Origin of the sequence: Streptomyces sp. NPDC091282 (assembly GCF_044757385.1) — a bacterium.
In the GTDB taxonomy this organism is placed as follows: domain Bacteria; phylum Actinomycetota; class Actinomycetes; order Streptomycetales; family Streptomycetaceae; genus Streptomyces; species Streptomyces gramineus.
This window is the reverse complement of record NZ_JBIVUX010000005.1, coordinates 157,116-181,282: the sequence shown is the minus strand read 5'-3', so window position 1 is coordinate 181,282 and position 24,167 is coordinate 157,116. Positions and strand designations below refer to the sequence as shown.

At 67.0% G+C, this 24,167-nt stretch carries 28 protein-coding genes; 20 read left to right on the top strand and 8 right to left on the bottom strand.

What is annotated here, in order from left to right; all coding sequences use genetic code 11:
• Positions 1-27: 27 nt before the first annotated feature.
• From ACIQOE_RS24185 to ACIQOE_RS24170, 4 genes are all read left to right on the top strand, one after another.
• A complete protein-coding gene (locus tag ACIQOE_RS24185; RefSeq protein ID WP_401413685.1) occupies positions 28-1,932 on the top strand; it encodes a copper resistance protein CopC in 1,905 nt (634 codons plus the stop codon).
• A gap of 69 nt (positions 1,933-2,001) precedes the next feature.
• Positions 2,002-2,607 (top strand): hypothetical protein, encoded by a 606-nt coding sequence (locus tag ACIQOE_RS24180; protein WP_401413683.1) that lies wholly within the window; start codon positions 2,002-2,004, stop codon positions 2,605-2,607.
• A 174-nt stretch (positions 2,608-2,781) separates the two neighbouring features.
• On the top strand, positions 2,782-3,144 hold the full coding sequence (locus tag ACIQOE_RS24175; RefSeq protein ID WP_399011976.1) for a hypothetical protein: 363 nt from the start codon (positions 2,782-2,784) through the stop codon (positions 3,142-3,144).
• 302 nt (positions 3,145-3,446) lie between these two features.
• Positions 3,447-3,947, top strand: a complete 501-nt coding sequence (locus ACIQOE_RS24170; RefSeq protein WP_401413681.1) for a YfbM family protein — start codon at positions 3,447-3,449, stop codon at positions 3,945-3,947.
• Positions 3,948-4,187: 240 nt separating this feature from the next.
• Here the strand turns inward: ACIQOE_RS24170 and ACIQOE_RS24165 are convergent, their stop codons facing one another.
• From ACIQOE_RS24165 to ACIQOE_RS24145, 5 genes are all read right to left on the bottom strand, one after another.
• Positions 4,188-4,703 (bottom strand): hypothetical protein, encoded by a 516-nt coding sequence (locus tag ACIQOE_RS24165; protein WP_401413679.1) that lies wholly within the window; start codon positions 4,701-4,703, stop codon positions 4,188-4,190.
• A 346-nt stretch (positions 4,704-5,049) separates the two neighbouring features.
• Positions 5,050-5,352: an immunity 53 family protein gene (locus ACIQOE_RS24160; protein ID WP_401413677.1), complete on the bottom strand. Its 303-nt coding sequence runs from the start codon at positions 5,350-5,352 to the stop codon at positions 5,050-5,052.
• A 1,577-nt stretch (positions 5,353-6,929) separates the two neighbouring features.
• Complete coding sequence (locus tag ACIQOE_RS24155; RefSeq protein ID WP_401413675.1) at positions 6,930-7,310, bottom strand: hypothetical protein; 381 nt, start codon at positions 7,308-7,310, stop codon at positions 6,930-6,932.
• Complete coding sequence (locus tag ACIQOE_RS24150; RefSeq protein WP_401413673.1) at positions 7,304-7,732, bottom strand: ATP-binding protein; 429 nt, start codon at positions 7,730-7,732, stop codon at positions 7,304-7,306. Before ACIQOE_RS24150 ends, ACIQOE_RS24155 begins: the two co-directional genes overlap by 7 nt.
• Before the next feature lie 46 nt (positions 7,733-7,778).
• Positions 7,779-8,186: an NUDIX hydrolase gene (locus ACIQOE_RS24145; RefSeq protein WP_401414215.1), complete on the bottom strand. Its 408-nt coding sequence runs from the start codon at positions 8,184-8,186 to the stop codon at positions 7,779-7,781.
• A 109-nt stretch (positions 8,187-8,295) separates the two neighbouring features.
• On the opposite strand from ACIQOE_RS24145, the gene ACIQOE_RS24140 reads away from it, so the two are divergent.
• From ACIQOE_RS24140 to ACIQOE_RS24080, 13 genes are all read left to right on the top strand, one after another.
• The gene (locus ACIQOE_RS24140) at positions 8,296-9,087 is read left to right on the top strand and encodes a GntR family transcriptional regulator (RefSeq protein WP_401413671.1); all 792 of its coding nucleotides are present in this window, start codon (positions 8,296-8,298) and stop codon (positions 9,085-9,087) included.
• Entirely contained in the window at positions 9,084-9,383 is a 300-nt protein-coding gene (locus tag ACIQOE_RS24135; RefSeq protein ID WP_401413669.1) for a DUF3027 domain-containing protein, read from the top strand. Before ACIQOE_RS24140 ends, ACIQOE_RS24135 begins: the two co-directional genes overlap by 4 nt.
• Positions 9,384-9,556: 173 nt before the next feature.
• Entirely contained in the window at positions 9,557-9,913 is a 357-nt protein-coding gene (locus tag ACIQOE_RS24130; protein WP_401413667.1) for a hypothetical protein, read from the top strand.
• Positions 9,913-11,268 (top strand): FtsK/SpoIIIE domain-containing protein, encoded by a 1,356-nt coding sequence (locus ACIQOE_RS24125; protein ID WP_401413665.1) that lies wholly within the window; start codon positions 9,913-9,915, stop codon positions 11,266-11,268. Before ACIQOE_RS24130 ends, ACIQOE_RS24125 begins: the two co-directional genes overlap by 1 nt.
• 89 nt (positions 11,269-11,357) lie before the next feature.
• Positions 11,358-11,981: a DUF2637 domain-containing protein gene (locus tag ACIQOE_RS24120; protein ID WP_401413663.1), complete on the top strand. Its 624-nt coding sequence runs from the start codon at positions 11,358-11,360 to the stop codon at positions 11,979-11,981.
• An 11-nt stretch (positions 11,982-11,992) separates the two neighbouring features.
• A complete protein-coding gene (locus tag ACIQOE_RS24115; protein ID WP_079661311.1) occupies positions 11,993-12,184 on the top strand; it encodes a mobile element transfer protein in 192 nt (63 codons plus the stop codon).
• A 16-nt stretch (positions 12,185-12,200) separates the two neighbouring features.
• On the top strand, positions 12,201-12,395 hold the full coding sequence (locus ACIQOE_RS24110) for a hypothetical protein (protein WP_401413661.1): 195 nt from the start codon (positions 12,201-12,203) through the stop codon (positions 12,393-12,395).
• A 25-nt stretch (positions 12,396-12,420) separates the two neighbouring features.
• Positions 12,421-12,666, top strand: coding sequence for a SpdD protein (locus ACIQOE_RS24105; RefSeq protein ID WP_401414213.1), 246 nt, complete (start codon positions 12,421-12,423; stop codon positions 12,664-12,666).
• Positions 12,667-12,823: 157 nt separating this feature from the next.
• Positions 12,824-14,104, top strand: a complete 1,281-nt coding sequence (locus ACIQOE_RS24100; protein WP_401414211.1) for a replication initiator — start codon at positions 12,824-12,826, stop codon at positions 14,102-14,104.
• Entirely contained in the window at positions 14,097-14,303 is a 207-nt protein-coding gene (locus ACIQOE_RS24095) for an excisionase family DNA-binding protein (protein WP_401413659.1), read from the top strand. Before ACIQOE_RS24100 ends, ACIQOE_RS24095 begins: the two co-directional genes overlap by 8 nt.
• A 10-nt stretch (positions 14,304-14,313) precedes the next feature.
• The gene (locus tag ACIQOE_RS24090; protein WP_401413657.1) at positions 14,314-15,552 is read left to right on the top strand and encodes a tyrosine-type recombinase/integrase; all 1,239 of its coding nucleotides are present in this window, start codon (positions 14,314-14,316) and stop codon (positions 15,550-15,552) included.
• Between the two features lie 1,554 nt (positions 15,553-17,106).
• The gene (locus ACIQOE_RS24085; RefSeq protein WP_401413655.1) at positions 17,107-17,286 is read left to right on the top strand and encodes a hypothetical protein; all 180 of its coding nucleotides are present in this window, start codon (positions 17,107-17,109) and stop codon (positions 17,284-17,286) included.
• 38 nt (positions 17,287-17,324) lie between these two features.
• Positions 17,325-17,945, top strand: a complete 621-nt coding sequence (locus tag ACIQOE_RS24080) for a hypothetical protein (RefSeq protein ID WP_401413653.1) — start codon at positions 17,325-17,327, stop codon at positions 17,943-17,945.
• Between the two features lie 173 nt (positions 17,946-18,118).
• Here ACIQOE_RS24080 and ACIQOE_RS24075 read toward each other — a convergent pair whose 3' ends face one another.
• Positions 18,119-18,853 (bottom strand): HNH endonuclease family protein, encoded by a 735-nt coding sequence (locus ACIQOE_RS24075; protein WP_401413651.1) that lies wholly within the window; start codon positions 18,851-18,853, stop codon positions 18,119-18,121.
• Between the two features lie 253 nt (positions 18,854-19,106).
• On the opposite strand from ACIQOE_RS24075, the gene ACIQOE_RS24070 reads away from it, so the two are divergent.
• The 3 genes from ACIQOE_RS24070 (at position 19,107) to ACIQOE_RS24060 (ending at position 22,269) form a co-directional block, all read left to right on the top strand.
• Complete coding sequence (locus ACIQOE_RS24070; RefSeq protein WP_401413649.1) at positions 19,107-20,321, top strand: HNH endonuclease; 1,215 nt, start codon at positions 19,107-19,109, stop codon at positions 20,319-20,321.
• 464 nt (positions 20,322-20,785) lie between these two features.
• Positions 20,786-21,340, top strand: a complete 555-nt coding sequence (locus ACIQOE_RS24065) for a DUF6932 family protein (RefSeq protein WP_401413647.1) — start codon at positions 20,786-20,788, stop codon at positions 21,338-21,340.
• Entirely contained in the window at positions 21,334-22,269 is a 936-nt protein-coding gene (locus ACIQOE_RS24060) for a hypothetical protein (protein WP_401413645.1), read from the top strand. The genes ACIQOE_RS24065 and ACIQOE_RS24060 overlap by 7 nt, the downstream gene beginning before the upstream one ends.
• Positions 22,270-22,501: 232 nt before the next feature.
• Here the strand turns inward: ACIQOE_RS24060 and ACIQOE_RS24055 are convergent, their stop codons facing one another.
• Both ACIQOE_RS24055 and ACIQOE_RS24050 read right to left on the bottom strand, forming a co-directional pair.
• Positions 22,502-23,023, bottom strand: a complete 522-nt coding sequence (locus tag ACIQOE_RS24055) for a GNAT family N-acetyltransferase (RefSeq protein WP_401413643.1) — start codon at positions 23,021-23,023, stop codon at positions 22,502-22,504.
• Positions 23,020-23,772 carry a GntR family transcriptional regulator gene (locus ACIQOE_RS24050; RefSeq protein WP_401413641.1) on the bottom strand — a complete coding sequence of 251 codons (753 nt, stop codon included), beginning with the start codon at positions 23,770-23,772 and terminating at the stop codon, positions 23,020-23,022. Before ACIQOE_RS24050 ends, ACIQOE_RS24055 begins: the two co-directional genes overlap by 4 nt.
• Positions 23,773-24,167: the final 395 nt, after the last annotated feature.

Below are 24,167 nucleotides of genomic sequence, written 5' to 3'. Positions count from 1 at the left end.
ACACCGCACCAGGAGTACCGCACCCCGATGAGTGCTGCGGGCCCCGTATCCGTATCCTCCGGGAACGCCTGCTTCCGGACTCAGGACGGTGACGTGAGCCAAGAACACGGCCGGCGGTGCACGACGGCCCCCCGCGGGACCCTGCGCGCCCTCGCCCTCCTCGGCAGCCTCCTCACCGCCCTGCTCCTCGCCTCCGCCGCCCCCGCCTCCGCGCACGCGGCCCTGCGCGGCAGCGACCCCGCCGACGGCGCCGTACTGAAGTCGTCGCCCGGCTCCGTCACCCTCACCTTCACCGAGTCCGTCGGCCTGCTCGACGACTCGTTCCGGGTGTACGACCCCACCAACCACCGCGTGACCACCGGCGGCCCCGGACACGGACCCGGCGGCGCGGACACCGCCCGGATCACCTTCCCGAAGAGGCTCGGCACCGGCACATTCACCGTGGCGTGGCGGGTCGTGTCCGCGGACAGCCACCCCGTCTCCGGAGCCCTCACCTTCTCCGTCGGCGAACCGTCGGCGACCACCGCGGCCGTCCCCGCCGGACCCGTCGAGAACCCGGCCACCGGCAGCCTCTACGACATCGGCCGCTACGTCGCCTACCTCGCGGTGGCGCTGCTGCTCGGCGGGACCGCCTTCCTGGCCCTGTGCCGGCCGCCGGACCCGGCACCGCTGCGGGGGCCGATCCGGACGGCCTGGTGGACCCTGCTGGCCGCCACCCTCTTCCTCTTCCTCCTCCGCTCCCCGTACGAGGAGGGCACCTCCCCGGCGGCGGCCTTCGACCTCTCCGCGCTCGGCAGGACCGCGACGGGCCGCCCGGGTCTGGTGCTGCTGGCGAGGGTCGCCCTGCTGGCGGTCACGGCGGGCCTGTACGCCGTCCTCGTCCGCCGCCGCGCGGACCGCCTCCGCCCGTCGTCCCGCCCGTTCCTGGTCACCACCGGCGTCCTCGCCGTCGCGCTGGCCCTGACCTGGGCGACGGCGGAACACGCCTCGGCCGGCATCCAGGTGCCGCTGGCGATCACGTCCTCGGTGCTCCACCTGCTGGCGATGTCGCTCTGGCTGGGCGGCCTCACGGCCCTGCTCACCGTCCTCCGCCGGACCGACGCCGGTTCCCTCCCGGCCGCCGTCGTCACCCGCTTCTCCCGGGTGGCCTTCGCCTCGGTGACGGTCCTCGTGGTCACCGGCGTCTACCAGTCCTGGCGCGGCCTCGGCTCCTGGCAGGCGCTCACCGGCACGACGTACGGCCGTCTCCTGCTCCTGAAGATCGCCGCCGTGATCCTGCTGCTGGCGGCGGCGTCCCAGTCCCGCCGCTGGACGGCCAGGCTGGCGGGCGCGCCCGTCACGGCCGCGGCGACGGCCCGCGACCGCGTCCCGCAGACGGTCGGCGCACCGCCCGAGGCGACCCCGCCGGCCGCGCCGGAGCCGGATCCCGCACCGGACCACCGGGGCCTGCGCCGCTCGGTCCTCGCCGAGGTCGCCGTCGGTGTCGCCGTCCTGGTCGTCACAACGATCCTGACCGGCACGCTGCCCGGCCGCGCGGCCGCCGAGGCGGCGGAGCAGGGGACGGGAGGGGCCACGGCGGGCGGCATCCCGGCCGCCGCCGTCGCGATGGTCCCCTTCGACGTCGGCACCCCGAACGGCCACGGCAAGGTGCAGATCACCCTGGACCCGGGCCGGGTCGGCGCCAACTCCGTCCAGGCGGTCGTCTTCGGCCCCGACGACGGCATCTCGGCCGTCCCCGAACTCCGCCTCTCCTTCACCCTCGCCGCCCAGAAGATCGGCCCCCTCCCGGCAGCCCTCACCGACCGCGGCGGCTACTGGGCCACCGACGCGGTGAACCTCCCGATCCCGGGCGAGTGGACGATGAACCTGACGGTCCGGGTGTCGGACCTGGACCAGGTGACGGTGACCAAGGGGATCCGGATCGCGGGGTAGGGCCGGGGCGGTGGCGTCCCGTTCACAACTCGGGTGACTCCCGGCCCTGGCCGGCGTTAACGTGCGACGGTGATCGGCAATGACAAGGGAGCACGCCTGGGTGCGGAGGCCGCACGCCGCCTCGCACGGACGGGCCGTTACGCGTTCGAACCGGGCCTGACGGACGCAGAGTTCAGTCGCATCGAGGGCGAGTTCGGCTTCGAGTTCGCGGAAGACCACCGGTCGTTCCTCGCGGCCGGGCTCCCGGTCAACATCCCGCCCAGGGACGGGCAGACCTGGTCCAGACCTTGGCCGGAATGGCGGAGCGGCGATTCTGACAGCCTGCGAGAACAACTCGCCTGGCCGGTCGAGGGCGTTCTGCTCGACGTCGGGCACCACACCTTCTGGCACGAGGGCTGGGGCGAGCGTCCGGCTGACGGAACGGCGGCACTGGAGACGGCGCGGCATCACCTGTCGGAAGCGCCGGTGCTGGTGCCCGTCTACGCCCACCGGTACCTGCCGGCCGGCCGGGGAAGCTTCGGACACCCGGTCCTCTCGATGTGGCAGACCGACATCATCTACTACGGCCTTGACCTGGCCGACTACATGCACCAGGAGTTCGACGGCGCACGGGGCGAGGTCGACGAGAGCTGGAACCCACAGGCGACGGCCCCCTTCTGGCGGGACCTTCTCTGAGCCTTCGCCGGAAGACAGGGACGCGTCAGGGGCCGGTCACCCTCGCGTGACGACGATGGTGTCCGGGAGGAGCTTCTCCAGGTCGTCCACGCCCGAGGAGGCGCCGGGCCTGGCGTCTGTCATGATCCGGGGTCGCCTGTCTCCCGTCCGGGAGGAGACAGCGGTGGAGGAACCATGGACAAGCGGACGGACCCCGTCGAGATCATCGCGCGCGTCGGCGGTGTGACGCCCTACTCGGATCGCGAGCGGGCGTTCGGCACCTGGGTGTATCTCGCCTCGAAGGCCGGCTGGCAGGTGACCGAGGCCGAGGGGTTCGCCGGGGACGGCGACCGGGGCGAGATCGGCGCGGTGGACGTCGAGGGCGTGCGCTACGTGATCCGGCTCGGGCCGCGCGTGCGTCGGCAGTTCTACGACGTCGTGGACGGACACATGGCGAAGCGGGACGTCCTCGCGTTCGCGGCCTGGGCGGAACCGGTCGTCACCGAGGAGAGCGCACCTGGTTGTTTCTCCGCGGAGGCCGACCGAGACGGAAACTAGACGAACAACGTCGAAGGGCCCCCTGTTTCCAGGGGGCCCTTCGACATCGTGCCCGGTGAGGCACTGGCGGAGGATACGAGATTCGAACTCGTGAGGGGTTGCCCCCAACACGCTTTCCAACTGTGGTGGTGGGGTCTAAGGCTGCGTTCGGGGGCATTCACCTGCGTTCAACGGCGGCTCGTCACCAGGCTGGGATCGGCTCCAGGTCCTGGCCGAACGCCGGTGAACCGGGCTGAATGAGACGGAAACTGAGACGGACCCGTCCGACGGCAGTTGTCAGTGGTCTCGCCTAGTCTCCGGCCATGAGCATGATCGGTGAGTACCTGCGCGTCACGGCTGCTGAGCTTGACCGAGTGATCCATGATCCCGACTGGGCTTTGAACTTCGTCGAAGAGGTCCAGGATGCCGAGGAGGAGTCGGATCCTGCGCTGGCCGAGGCGCGCCACTTCAGCACGTACAAGACCTGGGACATGCTCCGCTTCCTGATGGCGCGTGCCGAGTTCCCCGTGAACGTGATCCACGGTGAGGAGCCGTTCGCCGAGGACGAGGACTGGGGGTACGGGCCTCCGAGGTACCTGCGGCCTGAGCGGGTCCGGCTCGCAGCGGAAGCTCTGCGAGGAATCACCTATGCCCAGCTGATTAGTGGGGTGGACCCCGCTGAACTGACCAGTGCCGAGGTGTATCCACTCGGATGGAGTGAGCCCGGCACGCTGGAGTGGGGACGTCCCTGGTACGACGACCTCACACAGTTCTTCGAGGCGGCTGCCAGGGCGGACGACGCGATGCTCGTCTGGCTGGACTGACGGACCGCGACGGCGGAGACCTCAGCTTGGGAAGCTGAGGGCATTTAAGGCTTGCTCTTGGCCCGAGCTGCGGCGGAGGCCCACAGGCGCGCGGTAGATGGCTGATCGGTTCCCCGCTGTTCAGTCAGCCGTGGCTGGCTTTTGAGGCACAGTCTCGGTTACTGAGGTTGCTGACTTCCGTGCTGTACGGCTTCGGCCTCCCGGTAGATGACGGCGATGTCGTTGCGGCTCTGCCTCGGCTCATCGGTAGTCCTCCGGGTGGTTCTGCATCCAGGCATTGATCTTGTCCCGCGTTCCGGTGAGCAGGTCCTGGTGCTTTTTGAGGTTTTCGAAGGACTTGTCGCCGCCCAGTCTGGTCCGGAGTTGCGCGATCCACGCACGGGGCTCCTTGAAATGTCCAGGGCCCTGAGGATCCGCTTCCATCGCCTTGTCGAGAGCGCTGAGGTTGTCGAACACGCGCCCGAGGAAGTATTCGCAGTTCCCCGGGGTCGTGCACCCGTCGTTGTAGGTGGCCTGAAGCTGGGCGAACACGTCGCGGACCTTCTCGACACCGGCTCCCGGTGCCGGTTGCGCTGTGCTCGGGGCAGGCGTCCCCTCGGCCGCAGCGGCCGATGCCGTCTTGCGGACATCGGTGACGGGGGACTTCCCGTCACCCGGAGCCGCGCCCTGGCCGCCAGAGCAGGCGAGCGACAAAGACGCCAGGACCACCACGAGCGAAGAAGCACGGAAGACGTGCCGCACACGTATGTCGATCATGCTCCATACGACACCTCAGGAGGCTCACCGGTTGCACTGCTTTCTCGCCTCGCGCCAGGACGGACGGAGGAGCCTTGGGTGTGCGAGAGCCCCACGACCGCCGCCTTGTAAGTTCGATCCGGGCGCGCTCCGGCTGGGGTCGTCGACTGGTGCGACGGCCGGACACGGGCGCTGGCATACGCCTCCGTCCGGCGTCGTTGATGTCAGCCGTGGATGTCAGCGACCTTCTGATCCGTAGCTCTAGATAGATCGGTCAGTGACGGTCATACAGGCCGCGCTTCGGGTCTACAAGGACGCTACGGGACGGGACCGGTCGCGGTGGTTGCTGTACTCCGCTGCTGTACAGCTAGCGCTCTTCGGCCCACGACCGGAACATCGTCAGGAGCTCGGTCAAGTTGCCGGGACCGCAGGCGCCGTCGAATTGATGGTCTACCACTCGCGCGAAGATCCAGTCATGGGGGCCGCGCCTGATGGTCTGCTTGGGGTACTCGCGTTCTTCGAGCGAAGTGTCCTCAAGATCAATGGCGATGGTCCACCCAGGGTTGTCGAGCGTCGCGATCTTGACACCCCATTCGTGCTCCCAATCGCCGTCGCACTGCTCGGCGTACCACCCCTGCAGCCAGCCAAGAACGCTGTCCGAGTCGCTCATAGCCGCTGATCCTAGGCGTGGCGGGTGCCCACGGCCTGGACTCTCGACGAGACGCTCAGCTTCCTCCCGCAGGCACATCCGAACGCGCCCGTCATACTGTGCGTGTGAACCGTGAGGGACTCGTGGCTCTGTTGCAGAGCAATGGGAGCGATCGCTCACGCGAGGCAGTCGAGCGCCTCGCTGCCGGCGCTGAGTTTGTGGTCTGGTCCAACAATCCTGTCTCGGCTCGTCGCCTATGGGATGTTTGGGCGTGGCGTGAGGAGTGCCTGCTTGAGCAGGGCATCAGCAAGGCAGGGCTAGCCGAGGCAGTTCGGGCCCTGCGAGCAGCCGGGGATGATCCGATCTGCCTTGGTGCTATCTACCCGGCTGACCGGCGGCAGAATTGCACCCTCTTCTTGGCCGGAGACCTCGGAAGCTGCGTCGCTTGCACGTAGGCCCCATGTGCGATCGTCGCCAGCGATGGTGAGAGGTCGGCTCCGAGACTCTGGGCTGGAGCTGCCGCCGTCGGCCCACGATCAGTGGACTCTGGCTGGGGGCAAGCTGGTGGGGCGTCGTTCATTGCTTGCCGGCCGTGCAGCGCCCCGAACGCAGGCTTTGCACTCTGACCTCATCCTTATCAGGTCGATCGCATGTACCTGTCGACCACGGTGAGCATCCGTTGAACCCTGGTCCGGCTGCCGCTGAGGTTCGGCGTTGATCGGCGCCGTACGCCGTTGTTGGTGTCAGCCACTGGTGTCAGACGATCCGGGCGCCCTTGACAGCTCGGCTCTCGCTGCCTGCTCACCGCTCGATCGGGCATGCCGGGGCACGGTCAGTCTTCGGCTGGACTAGGTGCCGTGAGGTCGACCCATATCCACGGCTTGCTGTGCCAATCACGCACCTCGCCTATGACGAGGTCGACGGTCTCTCCCACGGGCGGCAGCTCCTGCACGAGTCGCTTCACTCCCGGCTCGCTTCCGCGGCGAATCGCGTCCAGTGAGGCGCCCACCGGGTCGTACTCGTCGAGCTTTGCCGTGAGGCCCCATGGCCGGTGACTAGTGATCGTTGCTTGAACTGTCTCGCCTTGCCGAAGCTCGCTGAGAGGGCGTCTCGGTTCATCTGCCATGGCAACATCCTCTACCTCAACCCACCACTCTCCCCAGCTCCCATCCCGTCCGCCGTCGACCCACACACCGTGGAGCGGGCGTGGTTCATGGCGTCCAGGTGGAGCGCCCAACTGGACGAACGACCTGGACGCCATGGGCCGCGTCTGCTCGGCTCTGCCTGGGTCGATGGTGGACGGGATGGGAGCCCCCAACGCTCGCCACGATGTGCCCGCGGCCGGGAACGGCGCCCCTTCCATCCCGGTGCCGGCCGATCCCCCGCCGGAGGCATCGTCTGTGACCGTGGGCCATGAACGTCGGGTGCTTGACTCATGGCCTCCGGGCCTATCCACGTGTGGGCGGGCGTTGGCGCAGCCGGGGCGGAGCGGGCCGAAGGCAGGAGCGGCGCCCCGAGCGGCGCCGGGAGCCCGCCCGGCGGAGCGGAGCGCAGCCGGGGCTTGAACCAGTAGAGAAAGTTGTAACTCACTTCGTCGTTTAGGGCTGATGGGTCTTGAAGGTGTAGGCGCACCGCGGGAGTTCGGTGCTCTGGCGGTGTGCGAGTGGCAGATAGGCCACCGGGCTCACGGTCCAGGTGACGAGTGTGCGGGCGTGGGTGACTGAGACTGTCCAGGGCACACGGCGGATCAGGGCTCGGCGGGTGTTGACCCGGTGGTCGTGGAGTTGTCCCCACGCTTCCTGGGAGGTGTCCGTGTCGAGGGCCGGTGAAATGGTCCGCAGGATCGTGGAGACCCAGTTGTTCGCCTCGACCTCGGTGTACGCGTCGTAGGAGCCGAGGAGCGTCGGTGGTTGCTTGTCGTCCAGGCGGCGGGTCCAGCATTCGCACCAGAATCCGGGCCTGGTCGTCGTCCTCAGCATGGGTGGCCGCCGGGAAGGCCGTCGGTAAAGAGCTCCGCGGTGACCGTGTGGCCGGCCTGGCTCTGACGGACGACGACCCGGTGAGCGAGCGCGCTGACCATGCCGAGTCCGCGGCCGTGTTCGGCGTCTTGGTCCTGGTGCTCGGCCTTGGGGGCCATGCCCGTGCCGCCGTCGTCCGTCACCGATACCGCGATCACCTGCGCCGAGACGGCCACGGCCAGGTGGAAGCTGCCGCACTCGGCACCGCTCGCTGTGTGAAGGATCGCGTTCGCGCTCAGCTCGCTCACGATCAGTTCGGCGTCGTCGGCTAAAGGGGAGCCGCGCAGGATGTCCCGGGTCCAGCGGCGGGCCCGGCTGACCTCTTCCGGGAAACCTGGGCAAGACAGGCCCCAGACCCGCGCTCTACTCGTATACTCGTGCATACAAGTTCCTTCATGCTGGTAGGCCGCCATGTGCAGCGGGTTCGGACTAGACGAGTTTCACGCCGTCATGGGCGCGCATGGCCGGCGGAGCTGTCGCGTCGAGTGCGTCCAGGACGCGGATCGCGTAAGCCTCGTCGGCGAGTTCGGAGACTTCTTCACGGGTGGCCCAGCGCAGTGCGCGGGTCTCGTCGCCGGTAGTGGGCGTGCCGTCGGCAGCCTCGCAGCGGAAGACCAGAGAGACGATCAGGCCCGTCATGTTCTTGTAGACGCCGGTGAGGGTCGCGGGAAGCGCGATCTTGATGCCGGTCTCTTCGAGGACCTCGCGTTGCAGGGCCTCAGGGATGGTCTCCTCGCGTTCGAGGACGCCGCCCGGGGGCTCCCACTTGCCGTTGTCCCGGCGCTGGATCAAGAGGGCCCGGCCCTGGCCGTCGACGACGACCCCGGCCACGCTCACGGAGTGCGGGCGTTCTGTGCTCACGTTCCTCGGCCCTCTCGGATGGCTAGGCTCTCCACCGTAGCAACAACACTCGCCCACTCGTCTAGATACCTAAAGGAGTACACACGTGAGCCCTTCGCTTCCTTCGGGCCTCCTCGGTGATCTCGACCCCACGAGCGATCGTGCGGTCTTCCGGCAGATCGCCGATCAACTGCGCGAAGCCATCGACCGCGGGCAGTTCCGTGAGGGCGAGAAGCTGCCTTCGGAAGCGGAGCTGGTGGACCACTACGGGGTGTCCCGGATGACCGTCCGGAACTCCTTCTCCATCCTCACGGGCGAGGGTCTGGTGCACGCCGAGCACGGCAAGGGCGTGTTCGTCCGGCCGCGCCCGCCCGTGCGGCGACTCGCCTCCGACCGGTTCGCCCGGCGCCACCGTGAGCAGGGGAAGTCCGCGTTCATCGTGGAGGCGGACGCCGCCGGCAGTCACCCCCAGGTCGACAGCCTCGAAGTGAAGGAAGAGAAGGCCAGCCAGGACGTCTCCGCCCGGCTGGGCTCCGTGCGGCGGGTGCTCGCACGGCGACGCCGGTACCTCCTCGACGGGCGGCCGGTCGAGTTCGCGACCTCCTACCTGCCCCTCGACATCGCCCGCGGTACGCAGATCGCCGAACCCAACCCCGGCCCCGGCGGCATCTACGCCCGTCTCGAAGAACTCGGCCACCGTCTCGACCACTTCGAGGAGGAGATCCGCGCCCGGATGCCCTCGCCCGCCGAGGTGAAGACGCTCCACCTGGCGGCCGGCGTGCCCGTGATCCACCTGATCCGGACCGCCTTCGACACCGAGAAGCGGCCCGTCGAAGTCTGCGACACGGTCATGGCGGCGGACGCCTACGTGTTGTCGTACCAGCTCCCGGCCACATGAGCGGGGACTCGGCTGTATCCGGCGGCACGTGGACGGGTGACGACCGCGCGCACAACCACGCGTGCCATAAACGCTGGTCGCAGGTGCAGAACAGGTCGACGCGCCGGTCTGACTATCGGGACGACTGGTACGACGAGCAGTGCGGCGGCTGTCGGTACTGGGTCGCGCTGAGCGGGGAGCTGGGGCGGGATTGGGGAGTCTGTACCCGCGCCGCCTCGGAGTTCGACGGGCGGGTCCGCTTCGAACATGACGGATGCGACCTGTTCGTCGTGCGGGAAGACGGTTCGTTCGGATGATGCAGGGAGGGTTGCTGGCGGGTGCGTGGGGACGCTTCTTCGAACTCGTACACCCCAACAGGCCTACTCGTATAGACGAGTTGGCAAGTTGTGTGGCAGGGTGGTCACGTGAGCCCGGCGAGTCGGGTTCGTGGATCGCTTCTTGTATAGACGAGTAGATAGTGGTATGTGCCTTGCGCACCATCCGTGTTGAGACCGCCGCCGCCACGATCCTGCTGACGGAGGCTCCGGAACCGAAGGTCCGGGACCGGCAGACCGGCGAGATCGCCAAGGACGCCGTGAGCGGTGAGGCGCTGATGACCGTCGGCGTCGTGTACATCGAGGACGGAGAGTCCTCACTCATCAAGGTCACCGTCCCGGAGGGCGGCGTGTCCGAAGGGCTGGCCCTCGGCTCGCCCGTCTCGCTGCCGGGGCTCATCGCCCGGCCGTGGGAGTCGGTGTTCAACGGGCAGCAGCGTCACGGCATCGCCTACCGGGCCGCCGCCGTCACCCCGGCTGCCTTCCCGGCCGCTCTGGGGGCCACGGCCTGATGACCGATCTCGTGTCGCTTCTGGAAGTGGGGGGTCCTGCTGCCGCGCTCGGCGGTGGGGCCGCCTACACCAGGGCCAAGCATCCGGCCCTGTACTGGTCGGCCGTCGGTGGTCCGATATCCACCGTCCGGCTGCTCGGCTCGTACGCCTCCGTCATGGAGGCCTGCGGTCTGACCGTGGCCCCGTCCCGACTGCGGGTCCTCGCCGTCAAGGCCACGACACGGCGGGAGGTACGGCCTGTACCGCCCCGCCGGGGCATCATCCGGCCCACGACCACCGGCTTACGGGTCCGCCTTCGCCTCGCTCCGGGGCAAGAACCCGCCGACGTCGCCGCCTCGGCAGAACGCCTGCGGCACGCCTGGGGCGTCCACGCCGTCTACGTCTCCACCGTCAAGCCGGGTGTCGTCGAACTGCGGCTCGTCGGCTTCGACGTCCTGCGCAAGGTGCGGATGCCTCGCAAGCTCGATGCCAGGCTCCTCAAGGTCCCGGTCGCGCTGCGGGAGGACGCCATGCCCTTCGTACGCGACTACCGGGCCGTACCCCACCAACTCACCCTCGGTGCAACGCTCTCGGGCAAGTCCATGTACCTGCGCCATCTCGTCTCCGGACTCGCCTCGCAGCCCGTCGCCCTCGCCGGCATCGACTGCAAGCGCGGCGTCGAGCTGGCGCCGTTCGCCCCGCGCCTGTCCGCCCTCGCCACCGACCCGGACGAAGCCGCGGAACTGCTGCCCGTGCTCGTGAAGGAGATGGAGGACAGATACGACCTGATCAAGGCCCGACAGGGCATCGCACCCGGCACCCCGGACGAGGAGATCACCTCGGACATCTGGGGACTGCCCGAGAACGAACGGCCCGTGCCCGTCGTCCTGTTCGTCGATGAGGTGGCCGAACTGTTCCTCACGGCCACCCGCAAGGACGAAGACCGTCGCGACGAGATGGTCACGCAGCTCATCCGGCTCGCCCAGCTCGGCCGCGCGGCCGGCATCTATCTGGAGGTGTGCGGGCAGCGCTTCGGCGCCGAACTCGGCAAGGGCGCCACCATGCTCCGGGCCCAGTTGACCGGCCGCGTGTGCCACCGCGTCAACGACGAAGCCTCGGCCAAGATGGCCTTGGGCGACATCGCCCCGGAAGCCGTTCTCGCCGCCTGTGCCATCGCCCCTGAGCTGCCCGGCCTCGCCGTCGCGGGAGACACGTCCGGCGGCTGGTCCCGCATCCGCACGCCCTACCTCTCCCTCGGCGACGCTTCCGACATCTGCCGCGAGACGGCCCACCTGGCCCCCGACGTACCCGCGCTGAAGCCCTTCCGCCCCGACGTGCCCGTACGGCCCGTCGAGCCGCTGGCCGACGTCGCCTAGCTGCTCCCACACCTCTTCACCGGTCGGCGTGACCTCCTCACGCCACGTCCCTACTCCTCCACGCCCCGAATCCGGAAGGAGTTGCCATCGTGCGTGCCCAGCTGGCCCGGGTCGACGCAGTACTCGTGCAGGCGCTCATCGCTGCCGCGCTGTCCTTCGCCCACATCCACGACATCGCCACGGCGGCCGGGCAGGACGGCTGGAAAGCCTGGGCCTACCCGGTGTCCGTGGACCTGCTGCTTGTCGCGGCCTGGCGTCGACTGCGCTCCGGGACCGGCAAGGCGGCGGCCTGGTGCTGGTTCGTCATCGCACTCGCCGCGTCCCTCGGCGCGAACGTCGCCACCGCCGGCCTGCTCGACCTGGCCGACGTCCCGGCCTGGCTGCGCATCCTCGTCGCGGGCTGGCCCGCCGTCGCCTTCCTCGGCGGAACCCTCCTCGCCCACTCGGCTCCCGAGACGGCCCCGGACCGTGCCGAGGTCATCGACAACCAGGAGAACGAGCCCGAACCCGTCCCCGAAGCCCCGGCCCCGCCCGTCATCGAGGCACCGGCGGAACATCCTCCCGTCCCTGTCCCGACAGCCCTCATCGACCACGCCCGCAAGGTCGCTGCCGAGCATCACACCCGCACCGGCGCCCCGATCGACACCCCGACCCTCCGGGCCCGCCTCGGCGTCCCAGCACCCATGGCCGAAGCCATCGCCGCCCACCTCTGAAAGGAAGCCCGATGTCCGCGAACCGCCGCTTCCGCAACGTCACCCGCATCGGCCCCGTGCAGGTCGGCACCGCCTACGACCATCGCGGCCGGGAGAAGCACACCGCCGCCTGCACCGCCCCGCGCTGCAACTTCTCCGCCGACTACGACAGCCGCGCCGCCGCCGAACTCGCCGCCCGCACCCATCGCTGCCCCGTCCGTTGAAAGGAACCGTTACACCGTGACCGTCAGCCTGCCGCTCGTCCTGGTCCTCGGCTTCTTCGTCTGGGGAGCGATCAAGTACCTCGGCGTACGTACCTGGGTCGTCGTCCTGATCGCCCTCTTCGGCTTCTGGCTCTCGCACACCTTCTTCGCCCCCGCCATCGAGTCCGGCACACGCTCCGGCGTGACCGTCATAAACGGCTCACATGACTAGACGAGTAGACATGGAGAGGCTCGCTGTGTTCCTGCCCAAGTACCCGGACAACCCGACACCGCCGCCCGCGCACACCCACACGCCGACCGACCCGGCTCCCGCCCGTCACTCGCTTCCGTCGGTCTCCCTCGATCAGAAGACGGTCGCGGTCGTCCTCGTCGGCGGAGTCGTCCTCACCGCGCTCTTGGCCGCTGTCGCCGTCACGGCGATATCCGTCGCCGTCGCCGCCGTGGTCCTGCGCTCCCTGCTCCGCGACCAGCACCGCCGCTGAACCGCGCCCGCCTCCGGGGCGGCCACAGCACCGCCATGCAGTCGGCCGCCCCGGGGCCCATCACTCCTGACCGAGCCAGCCAGAAGGAGACGCCATCTTCACCCGCAGTACTCCGCCGCCACTTCCGGAACTTGCCAAGCTCGCCTCACACGGCACCCTGCCCGGTATCCTCCGGCAGCTCTCCGGGCTCGGCGGCTGCACCCACCCCATACGCCTGGACGGCCACCGCACCGAGTACGACGTCGACACCGCGACCGGCGAGATAGGCCGGATCCTCCAGCACCTCGACTCGAACAGCCTCCCGGCCGGCCAACTTCTCGTCCGCTGCAACAACCGCCGCGTCACCCGCTGCCCGGCCTGCGCCGAGGTGTACCGCCGCGACACCTTCCAACTGATCACCGCCGGACTGCGCGGCGGCAAGGGCACCCCCGAACGCGTCGCGGCCCATCCGCGCGTCTTCGCCACCCTCACCGCCCCTGGGTTCGGCCCGGTCCACAACCGCCGCACCGACGGCCGCCCCTGCCGCTGCGGCACCCGCCACGCCTCGGAGGACGAAGCACTCGGGACCCCGCTGGACCCGGACACCTACGACTACGAGTCGGCCGTCCTCTGGAACGCCCATGCCGGACCCCTCTGGCGACGCTTCTCGACCTACCTCCGCCGGGAGGTCGCCAAGCGTGCCGGGCTCTCCCAACGCGCCTTCCGCGACCACGCCCGCGTGTCCTTCGCCAAGGTCGCCGAGTACCAGAAGCGCGGCGCGGTCCACTTCCACGCCGTCATACGCCTCGACGGCCCCGGCGGCGGGGACACCCCGCCCCCGGCCTGGGCCACCGCCGAGCTGCTCACCGACGCCATCGGCGCGGCCGCGTCCAAGGTCCGAGTCGACGGCCCGCTCATCGAGGGACGCCCGCACACCTTCACCTTCGGCCGCCAACTCGACGTCCGCACGATCCGATCCGCCGACTTCGACGACGGCCAGGAGCTGACCGAGCGGGCCGTAGCGGCATACATCGCCAAGTACGCCACCAAGGGTGCCGAGACGGCCACGGGAGCTCTCGACCGCCCACTGAAGTTCGCCGCCGAACTCGCCCAGCTCGACATCAGCGACCACGCCCGCCGCCTCATCCGAACCGCCTGGACCCTCGGCGCTCGCAAGGAGCTCGAACACCTCCGTCTGCGCGCCTGGGCCCACATGCTCGGCTTCCGCGGCCACTTCTCCACCAAATCCCGCCGCTACTCCACCACCCTCGGCGCCCTCCGCACCGCCCGCGCCGAATGGCGCCGAGCCCAAGCGGTCACGAGCGAACCGACCCCCGAGACGACGTACGTCCTCGCCCACTGGGTCTTCGCCGGCACCGGCCTCTCCGACGCCGAAGCCTGGCTCGCCGCATCCATCGAACCCACCCCCGGAACGGAAGGAGAACCCACTCATGGCTGAACCCTTCGACCCGTCCTTGGCCCTCCTGACCGTCGAGGAAGCCGCTCGTCGACTCCGTATCGGCCGTACGACGTGCTTTCGGCTCGTCCTCGCCGGAGAGATCGAGTCCGTCACGGTTGGGCGGCTCCGCCGGGTCCCCGCCGACGCCGTACCCGCCTACGTGGCCAAGCTTCGCCACCGACCTGCCCACGCGGCCTGAGGGGGACGACGTGACAGAGCAGAAGCGCACTCGCCAGCCCAACGGAGCCTCGACCATCTACCTCGGCAAGGACGGGAAGTGGCACGGTCGGGTGACGGTCGGCGTTCGTGATGACGGCAAGCCCGACCGCCGCCACATCGAGCGCAAGACCAAGGCTGAGGTGACCAAGGCCGTCCGCGAGATGGAGCGGGCGCGGGACGACAGGAAGTTGAGGAAGCCGGGGCAGAGCTGGACGCTCCGATCCTGGCTTGAGCACTGGGTCGAGAACATTGCCAAGCCCTACGTCTCGGAGAACACGTACGACGGGTACGAGGTCGACGTACGCGTGCATCTCGTCCCCGGCCTGGGTGCTCACAAGCTCGACCGCCTGGAGCCGGAGCACCTCGAACGCTTTTACCGGAAGATGCAGCAGTCCGGGAGTTCTGCCGGCACCGCCCACCACGCCCACCGGACGATCCGAGTGGCCCTTGGCGAGGCTGTGCGTCGTGGGCACGTCGTCACCAATGCGGCGGAGATCGCCAAGGCTCCGCGGCTCGAAGAGGAGGACATCGAGCCGTACACGATGGAGGAGGTTCGGAGCCTGCTCGTGGAAGCGGCCAAGCTCCGCAACAGCGCGCGCTGGGTCGTTGCCCTGGCGCTCGGGCTGCGGCAGGGTGAGGCGCTCGGCCTGCACTGGGAAGACGTCGACCTCGACGCGGGGTATGTCCGCATCCGTAAGAACCGGCTGCGTCCCAGATACGCCCACGGATGTGGCGCCAACCCGTGCAGCCGGAAGGCGGGCTACTGCCCTCAGAAGGAGCAGACGCGCCGCGAGCACAAGTCCACCAAGTCCCGCGCGGGTCGGCGCACCATCGGCCTGCCCGATCCGCTGATCAAGATTCTTCGCCAGCACCAGGAAGCTCAGGGGCTGGACCGGATCGCGGCCGGTGCCGACTGGGAGGGCAAGGGGTATGTCTTCGCGTCGCCGATCGGCGGACCACTGAGCCCGAACACCGACTTCCACGTCTGGAAGCGGCTCCTCAGGGACGCGGGCGTGCGGGACGGCCGTCTCCATGACGCTCGCCACACCGCCGCGACCGTCCTGCTGATCCTCGGCGTCCCGGACGTCGTGATCGACTCGATCATGGGTTGGGAGCCTGGGGGAGCGGCCCGAATGCGTGCTCGGTACATGCACGTGACTGGGACCATGCTCCGCAAAGTCGCGCAGCAAGTCGGCGACGCGCTTTGGGAGCTCCCGAAAACGAACTGAGACGGAAACTGAGACGGAGAACGTCGAAGGGCCCCACCGCAAGCGGTGGGGCCCTTCGACATCGTGCCCGGTGAGGCACTGGCGGAGGATACGAGATTCGAACTCGTGAGGGGTTGCCCCCAACACGCTTTCCAACTGTCCGCGCGGCCGTCCGGAGGCGTTCGCTGAGGTTCGCGGGGCAGGTCAGACGGGGCTCGCGTACGTCCACGAACAGTGGTGGTCGTGGGTGCACTGGACAAAGACCAGGACAAGGAGAGGACAGCAACCGCTCTCGGGGAGGTTGGGCGAGTGCTCCTCTGACCTGCGAAGTGTCCAGTAGGGCGGTCGGAAGGGGCCGTTGGCCGTCGTTCAGTCCCCTAGGACGGCCCAGTAACGGCCCGGTTCCTCAAACGCCTTAGATGGACAGTTGGCCGCTGATACGGTCCCTACGTGGCGGATCTTGTGGGGGTGCTTCAGCTCCTCGGGGCGGGCAGCGTAGGTGCAGTCGTTGCCCAGTACGTCAGTGCGGCACCCGAGCGTCGTCAGGCTCGCGCTGCTGCTCGCGCAGCAATGACGGCTCTAGAGGAAGCAGTCTGGTCCCAAGGTGATCCAGAAGAGTGGGGACGACTGCGCAGGGCAGTCCACGCTTTTGAGTCGGCCGCGATGATTGCCGGAGTACCACGCGAAGTGTCCGAGTGGTACTCGAGAACTCGGGTCGCCTTCTTCTTGGAGAGCCGTCGCAGCTTTGAGCAATACCCCGACCCCGAGTATGGCGGTGGTCTGGCCACCCGGTATGTCCGTGGCTTGAATGCGGCAACCGAGGTCGTCTACCACGCGCTTTGGCATCCACTACGCTCACGTCTCTTTTGGAGAGCACGTCTTAGGAGGGCTATGGCGGACGTCCGAGCTGCCGTCGCCGATTCTCCTGATCTACTTAGGGACCTGAACGAACGTCAGAGGATCTGAGCACTCGGATGACTTGGCGCGACCGCCCAGCCGCTATGGGGTACGTCGGCGCCGCCCGCCGAAGCGGGCCGAAGGCAGGAGCGGCGGCGGAGCGGAGCGCAGCCGGGGCTTGATGAAGCAGGGGGTACGCACTCCGCAGGCAGCACAGCGGCTTTCAAGACCGGCCCGGTACTGCGATCGACTAAGGCCGTGACCTGGCCATTCAATCTTCGCCCTGGACCAAACAAACGGCGCGCTGGCCGCAGGTTGGCCGCACGCTCCCTCCGGCGCCCCCTAGGAAGCTGGACCGTGCGCCTTCTAGGCAACGTAGATTCCTAACGTGCCGATCCTCGGCACCTACACAGTTCACGCATCCACGGCCCCTCCCGCCCCATCCGCCGCTACGCTCGACTGAGAGGAAATATCGACTCAGGGGGTCCGTTGCGCATCGAATCCTTCATTTCTTCCGAGAGATCGCGTAAGACTCTGCCCACGTTCTACGCAGCCTTGAGCAGCCTAGGAGTTGAGAGACCTTCTCCTCGGGTGCGCATTGCACTACATAGATGGGCGTGGGCGCGAAACTACAAAATTCCTTTTCGGTTTATTCATGCGGCTCTAATCATCGTACTCATGGCCCTGTATGCTCAAGTCATTTTCTGGTACGAGAGATTTGCCTTTACGGTCGGTAGCAGTTATCGCCCACCGCAGAAAAGGGTGCAAGGTTTCGCGGATCAGCTTGTCGGTATGCCCGTACTTTTGGCCGCACTGATTGCCGTCACCCTCCTTTTTTACACCTTTTTTTCTATGTAGCCTTCACGATACTCGTCGGAGTTCCGTATGCTCTAGCGATGCGCATCACAACGCTCGGCGTAAGCAGTAGGCGAAGTAAATCTGCCATGGCCCGCCAAACTGTACTCATTGGCCGAATTGCCGCTGTGGCGATCTCTGCGGATCGTGTGCGACGGATGGGGGTACGAAATCATGCCCAGAACATGAATCGACTGTTCCGCGATTTGCGAACCCTGAAGCGGCAACTGGCACGGCAGCACCAGAGCGCATACGTTCCAATTTTCTCCGCACGAGCGCGCAGGTTGAGGACTCACCAACGCATCGTCATTGCGGCTCTAGAGAAGATCGAGAAGGACCTTGATAGAGCCCCCAGCGAATCCCTAAAAGCTGTTGTTGTGTGCATTTTAGAAATTGCGGAGAACTATTCTCGCGGTCTGTACGGAGCACTCCTTGCGCCGGACAAGTTGGAGGGCATCGAGCCTGGGCGGGACTGGGAGCCTCTACGTCTGGTGCTGGCGGCAACGCTGATCGCAGGAACGGCTATTGCGGTTTCCTTCTTCGATATGCCGGATCCCGCAATTACCGCACTCATGGGGGCAACGGGGCTTATTTCGATTACGCTTTTTTACGGTCGTGGTGCCCGGAGTGCCCTCGATGTTGTAGACATCGTACGCGGGTAATCTCCGAGTCACCCGGTCGAATATCTAAGAGTGCGGAGACTTCGGCGCAGGAGTAGCACCGTTTCCCCACCAGGCGACTCCTGCGCCGCTGCCTGCGTCATGCTCACAAGGCTGGAACCTCGGTGATGCGTCTCCACCCCTTTGTCCAGCCGCCTACATGCTGAGGGAAGGTCCTAGAGGGCCTGCTGGTAGGTGACGGTCGCAGTTGGGCATTGTTCGGCGAAGCGGTCCAGTGCCTGGACTTCGGCGACGTCGGCAGTCAGGCGCCAGCGGAGTTTGTCGGCGACCCAGTCGACGGTGTATTTGCAGCGGTCGACCGGGACCGGCATCCAGTCCGCTGGGTCCTTGTCGGCCTTCGAGCGATTCGAGCTGCCGGAGACTGCGATCAGGCTGTTGGGTGCGCCCTGGTCGTTGGCGTACGCCTCCCTGCGGGCCGCCGTCCAACCCGCGGCCCCGGAGTCCCAGGCTTCGGCGAGCGGGACCATGTGGTCGACATCCAGGTCCCGGTAGGACGTCACCCACTTCTGGTCGTACTCGGAGAACCAGCGGCCCCCGCTCAGGGCGCACTTGGGGCCGACCTCGGGGGCCTCCAGCGCCTCGGACAGGATGACTTCCTTGCGGGTGTCGCAGCCGTCGGACGGGTTCTCACCCCGGTTCCAGTGCTTGAACTGCTCCCGGCTGTAGCCGTTCCGGGAGCCCTCCTCGGCCTCTGTGATCCATGACAGAGCTTCGAACAGCGGCACCTCGGCTGCTGACGGCGGGGCCATTCGGGCGGCCGCGGCGGATACCACGGCTGCCGGGAGTTGTCCGGCCGGCCGGTCTCCAGCGGGGGCGGCGACCGCGGGAGCGGCGAGCGGGAGGACGGTCAGGGCGAGCGCGGGCAGAGCGCGCAGCACGTTCTTGATCACGCCAGTGGGTGTACCGGTAGCGGATACCGGGCCGCGCGCCGCTCCCTGGGGCTCTCACCCGGGTGGGCCACCGAATTCACCGCAGAAACGATCGGCGTGACGGTGCATGGTGCGTGCCGGGAGCCGGCCGGCCGGGTGTCCTGCTCGCTCGTCGGTGGGGCCGCACGCGCCGGGCCACTCACCTATGGCCCGTCGCGGGCGCATACCGACATGACATGGCAGCGCTGTCGGTGGTGCGGCCTAGGCTTCCGCCATGACTAGGGGCGAGATCAGCAGGGAAGCGGTGCTGGATACGTTGGCCGAGTACGACGAAGCGGGGCGGGACACCTTCCTCGCCGCTCACGATTTCGACCGAGCGAACCAGTTCTACCTACAGCACGACGAGAAGCTGTACGACGCCAAAGCCGTTCTCAACGTGGCCCATAAGCACCAACACGGGATCCTCCCCGAGCCGGTCATCAGCGGCGGACGGGACCACGCCAACCGCATGCTCGCCCGCCTGGGCTTCGTCATCGTTGATGGTCGACCGAAGTCGGTCGAAGGAGAGCGTGCCTGGCGGCTCGCCGTGTGGTCGCATCTGCGAGCGACGAACCCTGACCTGAGTAGGGTCCCGGCACGGGCCCTACGCGAGTACGGCGCCTACGGCGGCGGACAGGGCGTCTGGGCGGACGTAGCCAGAACTGACGCCATCCACGACGGCGGAATCGCTGTCGGCATCCTCCACACCGGTGCTCACTACTCAGACGACTTCACCGAAGACGGGGCGCTCTACCGTTACCCGCAGACCGCGCGGCCCGGCGGGCGCGATGCCGCGGAGATTAACGCGATGAAGGCGGCAGCCGACCTACGGTTGCCGATCTTCACTTCCGCCAAACCGACGCCTAGATCTGAGTGGCGCATCGCACGCCTTGCTTGGGTCGAGGGATGGGACGACCAGAGCAGTACGTTCCTGCTCTCGTACGACGAGACGCCCCCCGAGCAGGTGCTCAGCGAGGATCACTCAGACGACGAGCCCTTCGTCCTCACGGGGAACGAAACCCGGCGAAGTCGGCGAGACGTGACCGAGCGCCCTGGCCAGCCACGTTTCAAGCTACGTGTCTTCCAGCGCTACTCGCCGCGTTGCCCCCTGACGGACATCACAGTTCGGGAGATGCTCGATGCCGCCCACCTTCGCCCGGTCAGCGAGGACGGCACAAACGACCCCCGCAACGGCATCCCTCTCAATGCCGCTCTGCACCGTGCCTACGACGCGTATCTCTTCGCCTTCCACCCGGACACGCTCGACGTCGTAACAGTGCCAGGCGGTCCCACCCTCGATGACCTGCGCATCACGAAGGCTCATCTACGGGACCTGCCGAAGCGCCCGCACACCGATGCTCTGCACTGGCGGTACGAGGAGTGGCTGAGGAGGTCCGGGCTGGCAGTTCTACCGTCTCAACAGTCGGCCGAACCGATTACAACCACCTGATCCGTAGCTCTACAGAGATCAGTCATCAGGGGTCATACAGGCTGCCGGAAGGGCGCCGATGGGCACTGCTGGGCATAGCCGGTTGCTGTGGTTGCGGTACGCCGCTGCTGTACGTGCCCTCCCTGGATGGGCGGTGAGCTCTGCGCGGGGGCACATCGCCTAGACGGGCAGCCCATAGGCAGCGAGGGGTCCCCGTCCGTGAGGGAACCTTCGGTGCACGCATCCAGCATTTCGCCCCCGGTACCTACCGCTGCTGTCGGTCGTCGGAGCTAGGCTTCCCCGTGCCAGCCGCAGAGGGCCGCGGGCGCCACGGCGGCCGTATCGGCAGGTCTGCACACGCCGAGACCTTGCTAGACGACAGCCGGATGGCGAACCTAGCTGCCGATTCACGGTTCTAGCACCGAAAGCTCCTGGAACAGCAGGATTGCCGCGTGCTAAGGGGGGACGGGTAGGGTATGGCTCTCATGGCAGTGTTGCCCACAGTGGGGCGGCGAGGAGAGGGGGCTGCCATTCTTCAGCTCACCCCACACGGGCGGCTTCCTGCGGGAAAGCACCCTGCAAGCCTCGAAGAGATGCATGATCTTTTCGTGGCTCGCGCTCCTCATCAGGAAGCGCGACAACTCATCTTCGACGCTTTCAAGATCCACTACTCTCTACTGCGCCAGCTCTTCTCACACGGCACACTGTGGGTAGACGGTGGGTTCTGTACGCACAAGCCGACGGCACCGAAGGACATCGACATGGTGATCATCGTCGATCCGGGTGAAGTGCAGAACTTCGGTCCCGCCGAGGAGGAGCGCCTTGTTCAGTTGCTCACCTTGCAGGGTGTAGAGGTTAAGCAGCCTGGCTTCACAACACCGAGGGTTCAGCCAATGGGCGGTTTGATCGACTGCTTCTTCGTCCTGTCAATTGACGAAGATGCTCTCAAGATGTGGGACCTTACCTGGTCCAGCATCAAAGAGGCAGATGGCACGATCACGCCGGGCGCAAGTAAGGGATATCTGGAGGTGACATGGTAGCCAACGACCTCCGTCATCTACATGCCCGCGCACTGGAGAACGCGGATCTGGGTGGCCCTCTGGCAGCCATCCGGCGCGCTTCCCTCATGGCGGCGGCAGAGAAGATTCCCGATCTCGCTATGACGCCTGCTGCAACGGCGGACTTCGAGGTTTATCTTCGCGATGAGCTTGCCCCCGATCACGCGGTATCCGCGAATGACGCCGGAGACTTTCTGCGGCGAATCCAGCGCGCAGTAGCTCGTTTGGCGAAGTCTCGGCGCTCCCGCCTAGCTGACGTGGTCAGGCTATTCCCCGAAGATTTTCAAGTTGCCCGATTCAATGTAGCTTCAGCCGCTTTCGGTTCCTTGTCGGTCAAGTTGACTCCGAACGTGGACCATGCGCACGACGATGTGGTTTCCCTCGATGGCCCAGGCTGGGCGGAAATCGGGATGGCGGAGCTAATTAGAGCGCTGCCGGAGACAGGGGAAGACGAGGATTCCATTGATTCACTCATGGGTGCTTCACCGGTGGTCAGGCGCGCCGTTTCTGATCTGATCGACGGATTCAATTCTGAGGTAAGCGTAGGCCTCACTCTTACCCGGCGGGGAGGTGAGAAGCTTCGGTCGCAGCTGACTCCTGGCCACGCCCGAGAGATCCGTAGGCGACTAGAGGTTGCCCGCGAAGAGAGAGTCACAGCGAAGATGCTCGGCCGATTGGATGGCCTACGGACGAGGCGCCAAATCTTTTATTTCGAGACTAAGGCCGGGACTGAAATTCATGGCTACGTGGATGATTCTCTAATTCCGGCAGTAAAGGAAAATCTCGACCGGGATGTCGAGGTCACGCTAGAGGTAACCGTCCAAAGGTCTCAGTCGGGCAAGGTTGGGCAGAAACACTATCGCTTGCTCTCTGTGGCTGGTCGGCAGTCTGAGATCCCGCACATGACGTAACCGGTCCGCTCGATTCGTTCCCACCACTCACCCCGGCTTCCATCCCGTCTGCCGTCGGCCCACATACCGTGGAGCGGGCGTGGTTCATGGCGTCCGGATGGAGCGCGCCACTGTACGAACGACCTGGACGCTATGGGCCGCGTCTGCTCGGCTCTGCCTGGGTCGATTGCAGACGGGATGGAAGCACCCCGCGCACGCCACTCTCGTTCGCCGTTGTACGACCGTGCTGATGTCAACTGCTGATGTCAGACGCCCACCCGGTTGCGCGCTGGAACAGGGCTCCTGACCTGCGGTGCGGAAGATCCACAATACGGAGGAGCGTGAAACCTGCGCCTTTGTAGAAGCGGTGCAAACCCTTGTTATCTTTCCACGCATCCAGCCGCAGCCATTGCTTGCCCTGCGCTGCGGCATGCTCCGACGCCCAATCCAATAGCATGCCGCCGACGCCGACGCCGGCCGTCTCGCGCCTTACGGCCATGCGATGAACGTAAAGAGCCGTGTCCGGCTTGTCGTCCGGAGTCCAGAACTCGGGGTCTGCGAAGTCGTCCACCTGAATGGTTGCGATCGGCTCGCCGTACTGGAACGCGAGAAAGCACACGCCCCGCTCCAAAGCCACCGTGATGCGATCACGGTGCGGCGGGTACTGCCACTGGTCGATGTTGCGCGAGGCAAGCCATGCAGACGCCTCACGCAGCAGCGCTTCTACGGTGCCCAGTTCATCAAGGCGCCCGGGGCGAATGAGTAGATCTTTCATGCGTCCTCGTTCGGCGCTTCGCGCTGTCGCTCGTAGGAGATCACGTGTCGGTCACCGGGTAGCACGGTCACTGCGACCCGCACGGGTTGCCCCTCGATTGTGAATCCGGTCAAGACATGGAGGCCGACCGGTGTTCCAGGACCGAGGTCCAGGCGGCGCACCTGCTCCGGTGTGGGCATCCGGATGTAGAGCTCGTCCAGCGCCCGTTCCTGCCGGTATCCAAGCTCGGCTAGAACCTCATTGGCGCCCCGGGCGATGTCCTCCGGGCGCATGATCTCCGAATCCCGCACCATCGAGAGCGGGAAGTAGCTGTCATTGATGTTGAACGGCTCGCCGTCGAGGTAGCGAACGCGCTTCCGCACTGCGACCAGTTCGCCCGGTTCCAAGCGAAGCCGCTTGGCTACGTCCTCCGGCGGCTCCACAATGGCCACCTCGATTACCTGCTGTGGCTCGCGCCCCTCTGCCGAGTACTCGGTCATGAAGGCGTCCATCTCCGGCGAGTACGGCCGCTTCCGGAACTCGGCTTGGGGGCGGAACACCATCGGCCGGCGGCGCCGGACGAAGTGCCCCTGCGGACGCGCCGAGATGACGAGCCCCTCGTTCACGAGTTGAGCGAGCGACTTGCGCACGGTCTCCCGCGACACGCCGTACTGATCACGCAGCTCCCCTTCCGTCGGAAGCTTCGCATCTGGTTCGAGCTTCCCGGACGTGATCTGCTCCCGCAGCGTGTCCGCGATCTGCTGGTACATCGGGTTCCGCCCGAGACGAGTCACTGCCATGCCTCCCATGGAAGCCGCTCACCGACTCCATTGTCTAGTCAATGTGGCCAATGCCCTTGCAGTCACACCTAGGCTCTGCCAACATCCTGTCTGTAGCCATTGTACGGACAATAGCTACAGCGCCTCGGGCATTCCTGTGCTTTCTCAGGGCTGCCCTGCGGCGAAGGGGCCTGGGACAGAGCAGGCCGAGGGACCCGGACCCCTGGTCAACCGGAGGGCTCAGACCGAAGGGTCGCTTCTCCATACGCCTGAAACGGGAGCCCGCGTTCCCGAAGGAGACACCCGCACGACCACCGCACCACTCACTGCGCTGCGGCCGGTTGCCTCCGCTGCACGTCTTGTACGTGCAGCGCTGAGGGGAGCCG